Origin of the sequence: Psychrobacter sp. 1Y10 (assembly GCF_052259005.1) — a bacterium.
Classification (GTDB): Bacteria; Pseudomonadota; Gammaproteobacteria; order Pseudomonadales; family Moraxellaceae; genus Psychrobacter; species Psychrobacter saeujeotis.
The window spans coordinates 1-15,132 of record NZ_JBQQES010000003.1; the positions used below are offsets into that span (position 1 = coordinate 1).

A 15,132-nucleotide genomic window follows, 5' to 3' on the forward strand; every position below is an offset into this window, starting at 1 on the left:
ATTGGTTCAGGCTCAGAAATTGGTTCAGGCTCAGAAATTGGTTCAGGCTCAGAAATTGGTTCAGGCTCAGAAATTGGTTCAGGCTCAGAAATTGGCTCAGGCTCAGAAATATTATCTATAGCAGTATTAGTATCAGCCATGTTTACAAACTGATTAATATCGGCTGTATTTGTTGAAGATGTACTTTCTGAGAAGTGATCTTCATTGCCCGTCATCTGATTAGCACTTTGCTCAACGCTATTATTAACTTCCTCATTAACAATAGCTTGCTGATGAACATCATTAACATTATCAAGGTTATAAGTTTGTGATTCATGCGATGATGCAACATGACCTACAGAAGCTATAGATTCTGATATATCTGTTGAGCCAGTTGATTCAATCGAATGAGACTTTAAGACTTCATCAACGGGTAATGGGCGAAACGCTAATAGACGTAAGATACACATTTCAAGCGCTTGCATTGGCGTGCTAGCAAGTTTGATACCTTCGCGTGCTTGTACCACAATTTCATAATATAACTGCAATACATCAGGACTAATATGCTGGGCAAGTGCATTAATATTTTGTGCTTGCGCTTCATTTACATTTAAAGCAACTTCCGGTAATAGCTGTGTTAATGCCAATTGATGCAGCAGCTCAGCGAGTCCATCAAACATACTGGTTGCATCGACCATTTGCGCGCGCATTTGCTCAATATGAGCAGCAACAGCTGACTTGTTATGATTATAAATATCTGTAATTAGACTGACCAAATCAGCGGCGTCAATCAAGCCTAGCATCGCATTGACCGTCACATCATCAAGTGACCCTTGACCAAAGGCAATGGCTTGATCAGTTAATGACAACGCATCACGTACAGAGCCTTTTGCTGCACTTGCCAGCTGCCAAAGCGCAGGCTGGGTATGAGTAACTTGCTCTTGCGTCAACACGTTTGCTAAATGCTCACTGAGTAACGTCTGCGGTAAAGGGCGTAGCACAAATTGCAAACAGCGCGAGATAATCGTAATCGGTAGCTTTTGTGGATCAGTGGTCGCAAGTAAGAACTTAACATGTTCAGGGGGTTCTTCTAGTGTCTTTAGTAGCGCATTAAAGCTATGCGTAGATAGCATATGCACCTCATCGATAAGGTATACTTTATAGCGGCCTTGGCTTGGCGCATAAGGGACATTATCAAGTAGCTCGCGTGTGTCTTCGACCTTGGTACGCGAAGCCGCATCAATCTCAATCAGATCGATAAAACGCCCTTGGTCAATGGCGACACAGTTGTCACAGACGCCGCATGGTGTACTGGTAATGCCAGTCTCACAGTTTAGACATTTGGATAGAATACGGGCAATCGTCGTCTTACCAACACCGCGCGTACCAGTAAATAGATAGGCATGATGCAGACGATTATAATCAATCGCATTAATCAACGCTTGTGAGACGTGCGTTTGGCCGACCAACTCGTGGAAGTTTTTTGGGCGGTATTTACGCGCTAGAACTTGATATTGCTGCGACATAGCTATCCATTGTGCCAAGTGGTTAAAGTTCTTATTTTGAGTATGCTTTTTGAGTGTTTATTATAGCAAAAAGCCAGCGCATTCGTCTGGCTTCTTACCGGTTCAAAAATGACTTAACATCCGCTTAGCCAGTGGCCGTTAGCCAAGAGCATTAGTCAAAAAATATTGATCAAATAATACTCAATCATTAATCCGCTTTTCGGCGCATATGCGGAAATAAAATCACATCACGAATACTAGCAGAGTCAGTAAATAACATCACTAAGCGATCAATACCGATACCCTCACCTGCTGTCGGCGGTAAACCATAAGACAAGGCTTCGATGTACTCTTCATCAAAATGCATCGCCTCTACATCGCCAGCATCTTTTTCAGCCACTTGGCCATGAAAGCGTTCTGCTTGGTCAGCTGGATCATTTAATTCGCTAAAACCATTCGCCAACTCACGACCACCAATAAATAGCTCAAAACGATCCGTAATTTCGGGATTATCATCATTACGGCGCGCCAGTGGTGACGTCTCAGCTGGATATTCTGTGATAAAAGTTGGTTGACGCAGTTGATGCTCAGCCGTCTCTTCAAAGATAATGGTAATCAATTTACCGATACCAAAGACATCTTTTACTGGCTGTTTAAGCGTGTTCGCTACATAATCTGCTAGATAATCGCGATCATTGATACGTGCCATATCAAAGTCTTCAGCATATTTTTCGATAGCTTCAGTCATAGTTATGCGCTCAAACGGCGCTTTTAGACTGATACTTTCTTCTTGATAAGTGATTTCGGTCGTGCCTAAAATATCCATTGCAAGCTTATTAAACAAACGCTCCGTCAAATCCATCAAATCATGATAATCAGCATAGGCCTGATAAAATTCAATCATGGTAAATTCAGGATTGTGGCGCGTGGATACGCCTTCGTTACGAAAGCTGCGGTTAATCTCAAATACCTTTTCAAAACCGCCCACAACCAAGCGTTTTAGGTAAAGCTCAGGTGCGATACGCAAATATAATGGCATGTCCAATGCATTATGATGCGTCACAAATGGACGCGCGACAGCACCACCTGGGATAGGATGCATCATTGGGGTCTCAACTTCCATAAAGCGCTCATTCAACATAAACTGACGAATGCCGCTAATCACCTGGCTGCGAATCACAAACGTATCACGAGTCGTCTCATTGGTCATCAAATCAAGATGTCGATTACGATAGCGCGCTTCTACATCAGCTAAGCCATGAAACTTATTTGGCATTGGACGTAGTGACTTGGTCAATAAGTGGAATTCTTCAATATGGACATAAAGATCGCCTTTTCCTGAGCGACCGATATAACCTGAGACACCGACGATATCACCCAAATCTAGCGATTTGATGCTAGCGCGTGTTTCTTCATCTAGCTCTTTGCGAGCGACGTAGAGCTGAATGCGACCCGTCATGTCTTGAATGACAATAAATGAGCCACGATTGAGCATTACTCGCCCTGCCACATGAACCTGTGTTTTGTCACCCTTAGACGCATTATCTTCAATTTCTTGCTTTGACACACCCTCAAAAGCCGCTTGCAGATCTTTGGCATAATCTGTACGTTTGAACTGGTTAGGATACGGCTGTTTGCCTGAAGCACTAATATCATCGAGCTTAGCTTGCAGCTGTGCGATAAGCTCGTTGGCTTCTTCTAAGGTTGGGGCTTGGTCTTGGTTCTGATTTTGATTATTGGGCTTTGACATAACACTCTCAAAATGGTTGGATATTTATGGGTAGTCTTTTAAAGATAAAAACAAAAAAAGCAGTTTGTGAAAACTGCATAAACATAGCATTGGTTATAGCCATTATGTATTGGGGTCTGCTGACCCTAATGAATCAAACTTTCATACGGAATATGAAGCTCTTGATGGAGCTTTTTTATCATAGACAAGCTTAATGGACGCTTACGATTTAAAACCTCCGATACTTTGCTCGGTGCTCCTAAGTACCTCTCTAAGTCTTGCCTACTTAAGTTAAGGTTTTCCATCTGAAACTTAATAGCCTCAACTGGCTCTGCATGTTCAATTAGATAGTATTGATTTTCGTAGGCTTCAATTAAAGTCACTAATACATCACGAGTATCTGCTTCAATACTGCCTTCAGGCGCTTGAAACACTGCTTCTAATTGCTTAAATGCTTGTTTTAAATCCTGATCGTTTCGGATTGGTTTAATGTTCATTGACCACCTCGACATCTATTTTGTCATAATCGCTATGAGTACCAATAAATTTTATCCAAACAATACCAACTTGATATTGTATCTCTACGACTAATCGATACTTGTTTCCAGCGATATTAAAAACAACTCTGTTATTGGCACATATGCTCGCATTCTTGAAAGCATCTTTGATATCTTGAGGTGACTTCCAGTCTGCTTTTATAGTGAAATCATGCCATGCCTCAAGCTGACCTTTTGCATCATTACAGTTAGGTTGTTCCCAAAATTTACGTAACGTGCTTTTCGCTATGATTCTCATATGACTTTATTATATTCCCATTTTGGGAATATAGCAATCCTAACAATCATTTAATAAGCCTTTTATGGAAGTTAAGAGTGTACATTAGCTACATTTTAATCAAGCGGCCTTCTTACTCACCGCCAATACTAGCCATCAAGTCCGCTTGATGCTCACGTAGTAACGAGTCAAGCAACTCATCTAAGTCGCCTTCCATGATGGAATCAAGCTTATATAAAGTCAGATTGATACGATGATCAGTCATACGCCCCTGCGGGAAATTATAGGTACGAATACGCTCTGAGCGATCACCACTACCAACCAAGTCGCGGCGCATCTCATCTGCAGTATCTACCTGCTCTTGCACTTTGGCTTGTTGAATACGTGAGATGAGCATCTGCATCGCTTTTGCTCGGTTTTTATGTTGGCTACGCTCTTGCTGACATTCTGCCACCACACCTGTAGGGATATGGGTTAAACGTACAGCAGAGTCTGTGGTGTTGACGTGCTGACCACCTGCACCGCTTGAGCGGTAAGTGTCCATTTTGATATCAGCAGGGTTAAGATCAACGCTATCATCGATTTCAACTTCAGGCATGACAGCGACTGTACAAGCTGACGTATGGACGCGTCCTTGGCTTTCTGTCTCAGGCACACGCTGGACACGATGCGCCCCAGATTCAAACTTTAAGCGACCATACACACTGTTGCCAGAGACACGAGTGATAATCTCTTTATAGCCGCCATGCTCACCTTCATTAGCCGATAGCACCTCTACCGTCCAGCCCTGATTCTGCGCGTACTTTTGGTACATACGGAATAGGTCGCCGGAGAATATTGCTGCTTCATCACCGCCAGTACCCGCTCTAATCTCCAAAAATGCCGGAACTTTATCATTGGGGTCTTTTGGCAGCATCATGACATTGAGCGCCTCTTCCATCTCGATGATGGTTTCACGGGCGCTGTCGATCTCATCCTGCATCATCTCTTTCATTTCTGGGTCTGATGCGTCCGCTAGCATACTCTCAGCATCGGCCTGATCGCCTTCTGCACGCAGATAATTTTGCCACAAGGTGGTGATGTCCATCAAATCACTGTGCTCAACCGACAGCTCACGGAATTTATTATTATCACTAATAACACTAGGATCGGACAATAAGGCGGTAACCTCTTCATAGCGGTCTACCATCTGGTCTAAGCGCAAGCGCAAGGATTCTTTCATAAAAGGGCTTTTTATAAATAAGGGAAATAAGAATGCGATTATAGCAAATTTTTGCACTGAAATTAAAATCACTGCTTAAACTTAGGCTTTATAGTGATAAATAACTTTAAATTCGCTTAAAAGATAAAACTTGAACCATAAAAAATAGCCAAGACTGCTCTTGGCTATATGATTTATTATAAGCTTTAACCATCAAAAAAGACGACTTTTAAACCTTACGTACTAGCACTGATCCGATAGAGTAACCGGCACCAAATGAGCAAATTACGCCCAAATCACCAGACTTAAGATTATCTTTATAACGATGGAAGACTACCATAGGGCTAGATGAGCTAGTATTAGCAAACTCAGCGATAACGCTTGGTACGATAGCTTTATCCGCCTCTTTGCCCATTACTGTACGTAAAATAAGATCCAGCATATTGGCATTGGCTTGGTGTAACCACATCATCTTGACTTCTTGGGGTTCCAAATCATTTTCTTGTAAATGTTCAAGAATGACTTCAGACACCTTTGGACAGACTTCACGGAAGACTTTACGACCATTTTGTAAAAATAGCTTGTCCGTCACTGGCTCCTTAATATCAGGATACATTTGTGTTTCGGCTGCCAAAAACTCCGAGCGATCCATAAAACCGTATTCATTTTTAATATTGGTTGAAAACTCAGTAAACAGCTTACTGTTTAAAATCTCATAGCCTTTTGGTGTATCCAGCTCTTCTACGATACAAGCGGTTGCGACATCGCCAAAGATAAAGTGACTGTCACGGTTACGCCAGTTTAAATGCGCGGAGGTAATCTCGACATTGACCACAGCCACACGTTTGGCAAGGCCTGATACGATAGAGCCATGTGCTTGTGATAGACCAAAAGTTGCCGCACTACAGGCAACGTTCATATCATAAGCGTAACCACCAACCATGCCGATTTCTTTTTGAATCTCGATGGCAACGGCAGGATAAGTACGCTGAAAGTTTGAGCAAGCCAATATGATACCGTCTAAGTCGTTGGCTTCAAGCCCTGCATCGGCAAGTGCGTCTTTGAGCGCTGCTGCTCCCATCTCCGCCATGACAGACAACTCTTCGCCCAAGTTACGATAGGCAATCACTGGCGCCATGATTTCAGGGTTCAAAATACCGTCTTTTTCCATTACGTAGCGTGATTTAATGCCTGATACTTTTTCGATAAACTCAGCGGATGAATGCTGGAGTGCAGGGATAGTATCATTGGCTATCTCGTCAGCATGTGCTTCGTTATAATTGTCAACGTACTGGTTAAATGACTCTACCAGCTCTTCATTGCTAATGCTAAAGGGAGGGACATACAGGCCAGTACCGGTGATACAAGTCGTCATGATAAGCTTCCTTGTCTACTACTATTTGGCTTATTAATAAGCATAAAAAGGGAGAAAATAGCGCAAGTCTAATTTCGGTGAATAACTGTAAACTTAAAATCAATGTCTTTATTATGCCTGAATATTATTATTTTTCTAATACTTTGTTACAAATAATCAATTTCATGTCAATAATCGGCAAAGGCCTACGCTATTGACGCCTACCTACTATATAATTAACCTCATTTAAACGCACTCAATTTTGGCAAGATAATAGCTAGGGAACATAATGGAAGGTCTTTTTATTTGGTTATTCGGACAATATGCTGACTATTCTACACTCTTTATTATACTAGAAATCATCGGCGTGATCTTTGGCGTTGCCAGTGTATTACTCGCGCGCAAGCTCAATGTACTAGTCTTTCCCATTGGTCTGGTTAGTACTGCTATCTTTGTGTATTTGCTATGGAAATGGCAATTGTTCGGTGACATGTTTATTAACGCTTATTACACAGTAATGGGTTTATATGGCTGGTTTAACTGGTCAAAAAACTCAAAAGCAATCAAAAGTAGTGGTAAAAATTCTAACCAAGATGATATCGATATCGAGCATATCCAATCAAGCGACATACCCATGATGGCACTATTGGCGACTGGGACAGCTGCCTTTGTGGCATTGGTTTATTATTTCCGCCCCGTCATCAACAACAACTTTAGCTTTGATGGTGCAGTGCTAGGAATGCATTTGTTTACTTGGGTCGATTATACCGATATGCTAACCACCGCGCTGTTCTTAATGGCGATGTGGCTCATGGCAAGCCGTAAGATTGAGCATTGGTTACTATGGATAGTCGCCGACGCAATCTCAGTGCCATTATATTTTTACAAGGGCCTTACCTTTACCGCATTACAATACGTAGTGTTCACTCTCATCGCAGTTTGGGCTTATTATGAATGGCAACGACGCTACCGCATTCAATCTCACGCAGCATACGCCTAAAACGGTAATTAAGATTGCTATTTTGGGGGCAGAAAGCACGGGCAAAACCACCTTATGTCGTGATTTGGCAACGCATTTTAGTAGCCCTTGGGTACCAGAGTATATGCGTATTTATTTGCAAGAAAAATGGGATAACGAGCAGATGACTTGCACTTGGGACGATCTATTACCCATTGCCCAAGGTCAAATCAAGCTTGAGAATAAACTGGCCCAGCAAGCGGCTCAAGATTTTTTATCTCGCCTAGACATTGATACTGTTACTGACACTCAAAAATATCTATTTTGTGATACCAGTTTGTTTGAGCTAATGGTTTATTCAAATTGGTATTATGGCGACTGTCCTCTTGCGCTAAAACAAGCCGCACTGGCGCATCATTATGATTTGATACTGCTAACAGACGTTGATATTCCTTGGGTTGCGGATGACTTGCGAGATAGTCCATATGAGCGTGAAGAGATTAGCGCTTATTTTGAGAGCCAATTAAATAAATATAACAAATGTTTTAGACGTATTGGCGGTAATAGAGAGGAGCGAGTTCGACAAGTGATTAGTTATTTAGAGTGATTTTTACTTCTGCTTAGGCTATTTTTTTCTCCATTGATTCAGCCAATAATCGTTCGTCCTTCATTTCCACTCTCAAACGCCCTTTTATTAGGAATTTTCTTGAAAGCCACGCTATACACGATAATTGCTTTGATAGCCTTTGCTGCAAACTCTCTGCTTTGTAGAATGGCGCTCGCTGAGGGTTATATTGATCCTTGGAACTTTACTATTATTCGCCTGTTAGGTGGTGCTATCTGCCTTGCAATAATCATGAGTGTGCATCAGCGTCGTCTACAGCAGCCAAGTACGCCTCATCAAGATACAGATGTTTTAAGAGAAACTATCTTAAAAGATAAAGGCAGCTGGTTAAGCAGTCTCAGCTTGGTGATTTATGCGCTTTGCTTTTCACTCGCTTACGTGGCACTTGATACTGGTACTGGCGCGCTTATTTTGTTTGCCGCCGTTCAACTTACTATGATCGGTTGGGGTATTTATCAAAAAGAGCAAGTAAGTACCATACAATGGGTAGCTCTTTTTGTAGCATTCGCAGGTTTCGTCTATTTAATGCTCCCTTCAGCAGCAGTACCCTCACTGATTGACGCGATGATTATGGCAATAAGCGGTATCGCATGGGGCGTTTATAGTATACGCGGCAAAGCTTGCGTATCCCCGCTTCGCGCTACAGGTTTTAACTTTATTAGAAGCCTTGTCGCTATTCCTTTGTTGTTTTTGATAGGAATAAATTATTTGACAGGTATCAGTACAGAAGGTGTCATATTAGCAAGCGTGTCAGGAGCCATTACTTCTGGCGTTGGCTATAGCCTATGGTATGTGGCCATGCCATTGTTAAAAAGCACTCAAGCCGCGGTTGTACAGTTTTGTGTGCCAGTATTGGCAGCTATCGCAGGTGTGTTGTTTTTGTCTGAACAACTATCTCTGCGATTCATCATCGCAACCATAGTGATTTTAGTTGCTGTTTCAGTATTTGTCTTAACCAAACAAACGCCTAAACCCTCTGCCCATATTGAGACAGTTAGATAAATGTTTTTAAATTACCAAACCTGTAACACTCAGAAACACTTTAGGTACTATATTAACGCCAAACAATAACGTTAGATAAATCTATTACTTGTAACATACTGCTTTACATCTCAAACAACAAAAATCTTGAGGACTATTATGAAAAAATTATTAGCCGTTGCGCCTTTTGCTGTACTACTAGGAGCATGTGCAACTAACGCACCAACCACTACGACAGCCCCTACTACCAATACGCAACAAGTGGTACAGTCATTTACTTGTGAAGATGATGGCGTGGTGACTGCCGCGTATGCAGCTGACGGTCAAGCAGCCAAACTTAACGTTACCCTGCCAAAGATTGGTTTAAATAACGCAGACATCGAGATGAAACAAGCAGTATCAGGTTCTGGTGCTCGCTACATTAATGACGTTAACCCTAAAACGACTTATGACTGGCAAACCAAAGCTGACTTTGGCATTATGACGATCAGCTCAGACAATGGTCAACAATATAGCGTTAACTGTAATATTTAATAGAATGCTTTTATAGTCATTGCAATTAGTCAGTAAAAAACCCCACGTTATATATTACGTGGGGTTTTTTGTGCTCTATCTTAAACAGTAGCAAAAAGACTGCTCACTTATTTATTTTTCTTACCCACGAATTGCACCACTGCACTAAGACCTTGATGATACTTGCCTTCTAAAACCATACGCTGTTTTTCAACGCCAATGATTTCTTGTAATTCTGTAAGCTCGTTCTGCATATTTTTAAGGGAGTTAAAACGCTTTTTTTGCGCAGCAGGTGGTCCGCCAACAGCTTCCATGGACAGTTGCTGCTCGGTATAAGCTTCAAGGATAAAGACCCCATTTGGTCTCAGCGCTGGGACAATCTGTGTATGAATATACCGACGAACATCAGTAGGCATATGCGCCCAAATGGACACTATACCATCCCATTCATTTTCACCGAATTGATAATCCGCTAGGTCAGCCACTTGAGTGGTAATGGTAACATCTTTATCCATAGCCAGTTTTAACGCTTTGTTCAAGCCCACATCAGATAAGTCCATGGCAGTGACTCGATAGCCTTGCTCAGCTAAAAAGACCGCGTTTCTGCCTTCGCCTTCTGCCAAACACAGCACGCGTCCCCCTGCTAGTATGTGCTGGAACTGCTCTTTCAAAAAATCATTTGGTTCTTTACCAAAAGCAAACCCTGGTTCGCTATAGCGTTCATCCCACATGTCATTTTCCTTTTGTATTTTATTTAGCCTGCTAATTATTACAGTTATAGTACCGTGGGTAAGGCGCAATAGGAACCACAATATCAAAGAGGAGATCACCTATCTTTATAGCTACATGAGACAACAACCAAAGTTCGTGAGAATGGTGTTACTCGTTACTTATAGGATCTGTACAAAGTCAGGATTAGCATTATTAGGGGTTGTTCATCAATAAAAAAGCTGAATTAGCGCTTGCTAGTCCAGCCTTTTCTATTTATATAATGGAAGTTATTTTATATAAAAGTAGCCTCCATTGTGGCGTAAGAGAAAATTTATCATTTTCTAATATGCAATTTTTTAACGCATCTTATCCCACACCTTATTCAGCCGTTTTGGTGATACTGCCATACGCGTTTTCATGGGTTGAGCAAATAGCTGGATACGATACTCTTCTACCATCCAGCGATACTCACTGATGGCCGTATCGCTGGCACGATTAGCCAATCGCTCCATATGCACATCGAGCGCATAAACGCCATCGAGATCAGCATCAAGGTTGTGCTCAAGGCGTTCGATACGAATCTCTAGCGCCTCTAAATAGCGCGGATACTGCTGCCAATGACTATAATCCATCCGATAAACAAAGTCAGACAGACGCAAATCCTCTAACTGGTCTTCGATATCATCGATAGACTCGCCAAACACTTCACGATCCAGCATAAGTAAGCTTTGACGAATACGCTGCCAGCGAGTATAGACATTTTTTAGGGTTTTGATGACACTTTGACCCGTTAATAAAAAGTTACTAACCACGGTCTCAAGCGTCTTTGCATACTCCTCTGGGGTAAATGGCAGCTCCTCGCTCAGTCCAATCGCGACATCATCTGCACTCTCAGGCAGGTCCTCACTATGATCAAATAAGACATAATGCTCCTCAAGCGTCGCATCAAGTGTGGCATCGATGACGATGGTTTTTAGCTTTTCCATATCACCAAGCGGGGCAAAGGCTAATTTAAATATCTTATCGACTTGACTGGTCAGCTGCTTTCTTTTGGCACCGAGCTTACCTTTGATCAAGGTTAAAACGCCAATGCGATGCGCCTGTAGTGCCGCGTTTACATCGGTGTATTGATGAATCGATACCGCTTCGCCCGCCTCATCTGCGACCAATGCAGCAAATTGCTTCATCACTACGCCTGCGCTATGGTGGTTTTTACTAAAAGCAAAGTGCTCAGGGAAATCAGTGTGCGCGCCTTGTTGCTCATTGACCGCTTGACGGGTCTCTTGAGCATGACGAATCTGTAGCGTCTGTAGATCGCGGCCTTTTTCGATAATGCGGTTCTTATCATCGACCACGCAGATTTGTGGTTGCAAATAGCGATCAATGCTGGCCGGATTAAAGCTCTCCTCAGTCACCGACATAATGCCGCGACGATTTAGCGCTTGGCATAGCTGCTTGAGCAGTCCCTGTCCACCAGCGGGTTGCAATTCATCAAATAAGCTATCAGCAGTATCAGGAATCGGGACGATTTGTCGACGGATGTCTTTGGGCAGAGATTTAAGTAACTGCAATACCAGCTCATAACGCCAACCGGGTACGCCCCACAATAACTCAATAGCATCAAGCTGCGGCAGCGCAACAAGTGGCACGCGAATGGTCACGCCATCATCATCACTGGCAGGATCAAAAATGTAGCGTAGCGGCAGTTTCAAATCGCCCAGCTTCCACACTTCTGGGAAGTCACCTGTGGTCGGTGCTTGGCTATTGAGCACATCATCATCAGTAAAGAATAGATATTTGCTATCGTTTTTTTCTACCTCTGCACGCCAATCTTCAAAAGCTTTACGGCTGGCGACATGCTCAGGAATCTTTCTATCATAAAACTGATACAGCGTCTCTTCATCGACAAGTAAATCACGGCGGCGTAACTTATCTTCAATACGCTCAACATGGGCGATTTTGTCCATATTGTGCTGTAAGAATGGTGCCTGACGACCCAAGTTACCTGTAACTAAACCGTCACGGATAAATATCTCGCGCGACTCACTTAGATTGACTTGCTCGTAGTTGGTTAGCTGCTTACTGATGATAATAAGCCCAAACAAGCTAATCTGCGCGTAAGCTTTCACGCGGCCTGTTTTCTTGGACCAATGCGGCTCAAAATAATGATACTTTAATAAGTTACCTGCCGCTGAGATGATCCATTCTGGTTCAATCTTGGCAACGGTACGCATAAAGACTTGGGATGTCTCGACTACCTCAAAGGCTATGACCCAAGGTGGCACCTGTTTAAACACCGTACTGGCTGGAAAGATTTTGGCCTTTTGCTGGCGAGCAGCGAGATACTCTCCGCGATTTTCGGTTTTGTGAGCAATCGTAGACAATAAGCCCGTTAGTAATGCACGATGCAAATTGGCATATTTGACCGCCTTTACTTCTTCGTCTTCTATACTGGTAGGGTCACTATTATTCGCCTCTTTTTTGCTGTCTTTATCATCTGTCAGCTTAAGATCTGTAACCATCTGCACCAACTGACGATGGGTTTGGCTCCATTCGCGCACTCTTGGAAAGCTCAAATAGTTCTTCTTAGTAAACTGCTTACGCTGATTACCAGACAGCTTATTGCCGTCTGCATCCTTTTCAAACAAGGCTTTCCACAGGCTAAGATAAAACAAGAAGTCAGAATCATCTTGACGAAACTCTGCGTGTTTTTGATCCGCTTGCTGGCGCTTATTGACTGGGCGCTCACGCGGGTCTTGGACAGCAAGGGCTGCGACAACGATTAGCATTTCGCGGATACAATCAAAGTCGCTACCGGCAACCAACATACGTGCCAGTCTTGGATCAATGGGCATGCGCGCCATCTTCTGCCCAGTAGACGTGAGACGCAGATGATCAAGCCCTTTTTGGCGTTTGTTTTTGCTGTTTTTATAAGCAGTATCAGCCTTAGTAGTAATAGCGCCTAGCTCATCGAGCAATTTATGTCCATCTGTGACTAAGCGGCTATCAGGCGGCTCAATAAAAGCAAAATCATCGACACTACCCAAACGCAGATTGGCCATTTGCAAAATAACGGAGGCAAGATTGGTCCGCAGTATCTCAGGCTCGGTAAATTCAGGACGACCGCTAAAATCCTCCTCAGAATACAGACGGATACAAACACCCGGCGCGACACGGCCACAGCGCCCTTTACGCTGGTTAGCGGCAGCTTGTGATATTGCTTCAATCGGCAAACGCTGTACGCGCGAGCGATAAGAATAGCGTGATATTCGCGCAAAACCCAAATCGATCACGTAGCGAATGCCGGGTACAGTCAACGCAGTCTCAGCAACGTTAGTGGCGATAACAATACGTCGACCACGACCTGACGGCTGAAAGATACGTTGCTGCTCTTCATAGGTCTGCCGTGCAAATAATGGCAATACTTCGGTATGCTTTGGTCCATGACGCACGAGCACGTCTTGTAATTCACGAATCTCCGCCTCCGTCGCCGCAAATATCAAAATATCTGCTTGATCAGCGTGGCCCTTATTCTGTGCATCGCTGAAACATTCTTCAACGGCGGCAACCACCGCACGCGGCAAATTCTCCTCAAAGTCATCGTAGCTATCATCATCAGAGCTACCTACTGGCTCATCAGTGAGCGGACGGTAGCGTACCTCGACAGGATAGCTACGCCCTTCGACATTGAAGATGGGCGCAGGGACACTACGCTTTAGCTTATTATCATAACGGCTAAAGTATTCGCTAAAACGCTTGGTATCTAGAGTGGCTGAGGTAATAATGACTTTTAAATCGGGGCGTTTGGGTAGTAATTTTTTCAGATAGCCCATGATAAAGTCAATGTTTAGGCTACGCTCATGCGCCTCATCAATGATGATGGTGTCATATTTACTTAAAAACCGGTCATGACCGAGTTCAGCCAATAAGATACCATCGGTCATCAGCTTCACCACTGATTGCGCCGACCCTTGCTCATTAAAGCGAATTTTAAAACTGACCGTATTACCGAGCTGCTCACCCAATTCTTCAGCGATACGGTTGGCTACGCTACGTGCTGCGAGCCTGCGCGGCTGGGTATGCCCTATCTGCCCAGTAATACCACGACCTGCCAGCATAGCCAGCTTTGGTAATTGCGTGGTCTTACCAGAACCCGTCTCACCTGCGACAATGATAACTTGGTTATCGATAATAGCTTGTACTAAATCCTCAGCACGTTGGCTTACCGGCAGATCTAGGTTTAAGGTCGTAGGCAAATTGTCTGGAATACTATCGATACGTGCTTGTACCGCTTGCTGTGAGCGGGTTTTAATTTTGTCGTACTGCGCACGTTTTTTAGCTAACTCTTTATCTGCTTTATTCTGCTTTTCATTATCAGACTCTTTATTAGCTTTTTTGTTTTTAGCCACGGCAGTGCGCGCCAGCTCTCGCTCAAGGCGACTAAGATAATACTCATCTTTAGCAAGGACTGGTAAATCAAAAGCACTGGCACTATTCACAGTATGAGTGTTTAACCGCGGTACTTTATTGTCAAAATCAGCTTTAAGATTAGTGTTTGTCTGTGTTTCTATGTTTTGCAATTCTTTAATTTGATTCGGCATATCTGCTTAGGCTATTTATTATAAGAAAGTGTCTAGATTATGGGGATGTTTTAGGCGTGATTCAAGATAGTTGTGGTGTTTGGTTGGTAACTATGTAGACTATTACCATGGTATAAAATATTACATTGGAAGTTTTCAAACTCATTGTCTATAAGCTTAAGCTTAGTTAGCAGTCCTTATCTGCACAGTAATAGTTACGTT

The 15,132-nt window shown here is 43.0% G+C and carries 12 protein-coding genes and 1 pseudogene; 5 read left to right on the top strand and 8 right to left on the bottom strand.

Annotated features, from left to right (window positions below; genetic code table 11):
* Positions 1–54 precede the first annotated feature (54 nt).
* Positions 55–153 carry a hypothetical protein gene (locus tag ACTXGH_RS05815; RefSeq protein ID WP_439296068.1) on the top strand — a complete coding sequence of 33 codons (99 nt, stop codon included), beginning with the start codon at positions 55–57 and terminating at the stop codon, positions 151–153.
* Between the two features lie 5 nt (positions 154–158).
* Here the strand turns inward: ACTXGH_RS05815 and dnaX are convergent.
* The 6 genes and pseudogenes from dnaX to ACTXGH_RS05845 form a co-directional block, all read right to left on the bottom strand.
* Positions 159–1,505, bottom strand: a pseudogene (gene dnaX / locus ACTXGH_RS05820) (DNA polymerase III subunit gamma/tau); the annotation flags it as partial.
* A gap of 187 nt (positions 1,506–1,692) precedes the next feature.
* Positions 1,693–3,234, bottom strand: coding sequence for a lysine--tRNA ligase (gene lysS, locus ACTXGH_RS05825; protein WP_439260818.1), 1,542 nt, complete (start codon positions 3,232–3,234; stop codon positions 1,693–1,695).
* 125 nt (positions 3,235–3,359) lie between these two features.
* Complete coding sequence (locus tag ACTXGH_RS05830; RefSeq protein WP_439260817.1) at positions 3,360–3,710, bottom strand: helix-turn-helix domain-containing protein; 351 nt, start codon at positions 3,708–3,710, stop codon at positions 3,360–3,362.
* Positions 3,700–4,008 carry a type II toxin-antitoxin system HigB family toxin gene (locus ACTXGH_RS05835; RefSeq protein ID WP_439295943.1) on the bottom strand — a complete coding sequence of 103 codons (309 nt, stop codon included), beginning with the start codon at positions 4,006–4,008 and terminating at the stop codon, positions 3,700–3,702. The genes ACTXGH_RS05830 and ACTXGH_RS05835 overlap by 11 nt, the downstream gene beginning before the upstream one ends.
* 112 nt (positions 4,009–4,120) lie before the next feature.
* The gene (prfA, locus tag ACTXGH_RS05840; RefSeq protein WP_439260815.1) at positions 4,121–5,209 is read right to left on the bottom strand and encodes a peptide chain release factor 1; all 1,089 of its coding nucleotides are present in this window, start codon (positions 5,207–5,209) and stop codon (positions 4,121–4,123) included.
* A 208-nt stretch (positions 5,210–5,417) separates the two neighbouring features.
* On the bottom strand, positions 5,418–6,563 hold the full coding sequence (locus tag ACTXGH_RS05845) for a beta-ketoacyl-ACP synthase III (RefSeq protein WP_439295944.1): 1,146 nt from the start codon (positions 6,561–6,563) through the stop codon (positions 5,418–5,420).
* Between the two features lie 268 nt (positions 6,564–6,831).
* Between ACTXGH_RS05845 and pnuC the strand changes: the two genes are divergently transcribed.
* From pnuC to ACTXGH_RS05865, 4 genes are all read left to right on the top strand, one after another.
* Positions 6,832–7,542 (top strand): nicotinamide riboside transporter PnuC, encoded by a 711-nt coding sequence (pnuC, locus tag ACTXGH_RS05850; RefSeq protein WP_439260813.1) that lies wholly within the window; start codon positions 6,832–6,834, stop codon positions 7,540–7,542.
* Positions 7,493–8,107 carry an AAA family ATPase gene (locus ACTXGH_RS05855; RefSeq protein WP_439295945.1) on the top strand — a complete coding sequence of 205 codons (615 nt, stop codon included), beginning with the start codon at positions 7,493–7,495 and terminating at the stop codon, positions 8,105–8,107. Before pnuC ends, ACTXGH_RS05855 begins: the two co-directional genes overlap by 50 nt.
* Before the next feature lie 99 nt (positions 8,108–8,206).
* Complete coding sequence (locus ACTXGH_RS05860; RefSeq protein ID WP_439295946.1) at positions 8,207–9,127, top strand: DMT family transporter; 921 nt, start codon at positions 8,207–8,209, stop codon at positions 9,125–9,127.
* Between the two features lie 138 nt (positions 9,128–9,265).
* Complete coding sequence (locus ACTXGH_RS05865; RefSeq protein ID WP_439260810.1) at positions 9,266–9,640, top strand: MliC family protein; 375 nt, start codon at positions 9,266–9,268, stop codon at positions 9,638–9,640.
* Between the two features lie 107 nt (positions 9,641–9,747).
* Here ACTXGH_RS05865 and ACTXGH_RS05870 read toward each other — a convergent pair whose 3' ends face one another.
* Positions 9,748–10,350: a class I SAM-dependent methyltransferase gene (locus ACTXGH_RS05870; protein ID WP_439295947.1), complete on the bottom strand. Its 603-nt coding sequence runs from the start codon at positions 10,348–10,350 to the stop codon at positions 9,748–9,750.
* A 336-nt stretch (positions 10,351–10,686) separates the two neighbouring features.
* Positions 10,687–14,931, bottom strand: coding sequence for an ATP-dependent RNA helicase HrpA (gene hrpA / locus ACTXGH_RS05875; RefSeq protein ID WP_439295948.1), 4,245 nt, complete (start codon positions 14,929–14,931; stop codon positions 10,687–10,689).
* Positions 14,932–15,132 lie beyond the last annotated feature (201 nt).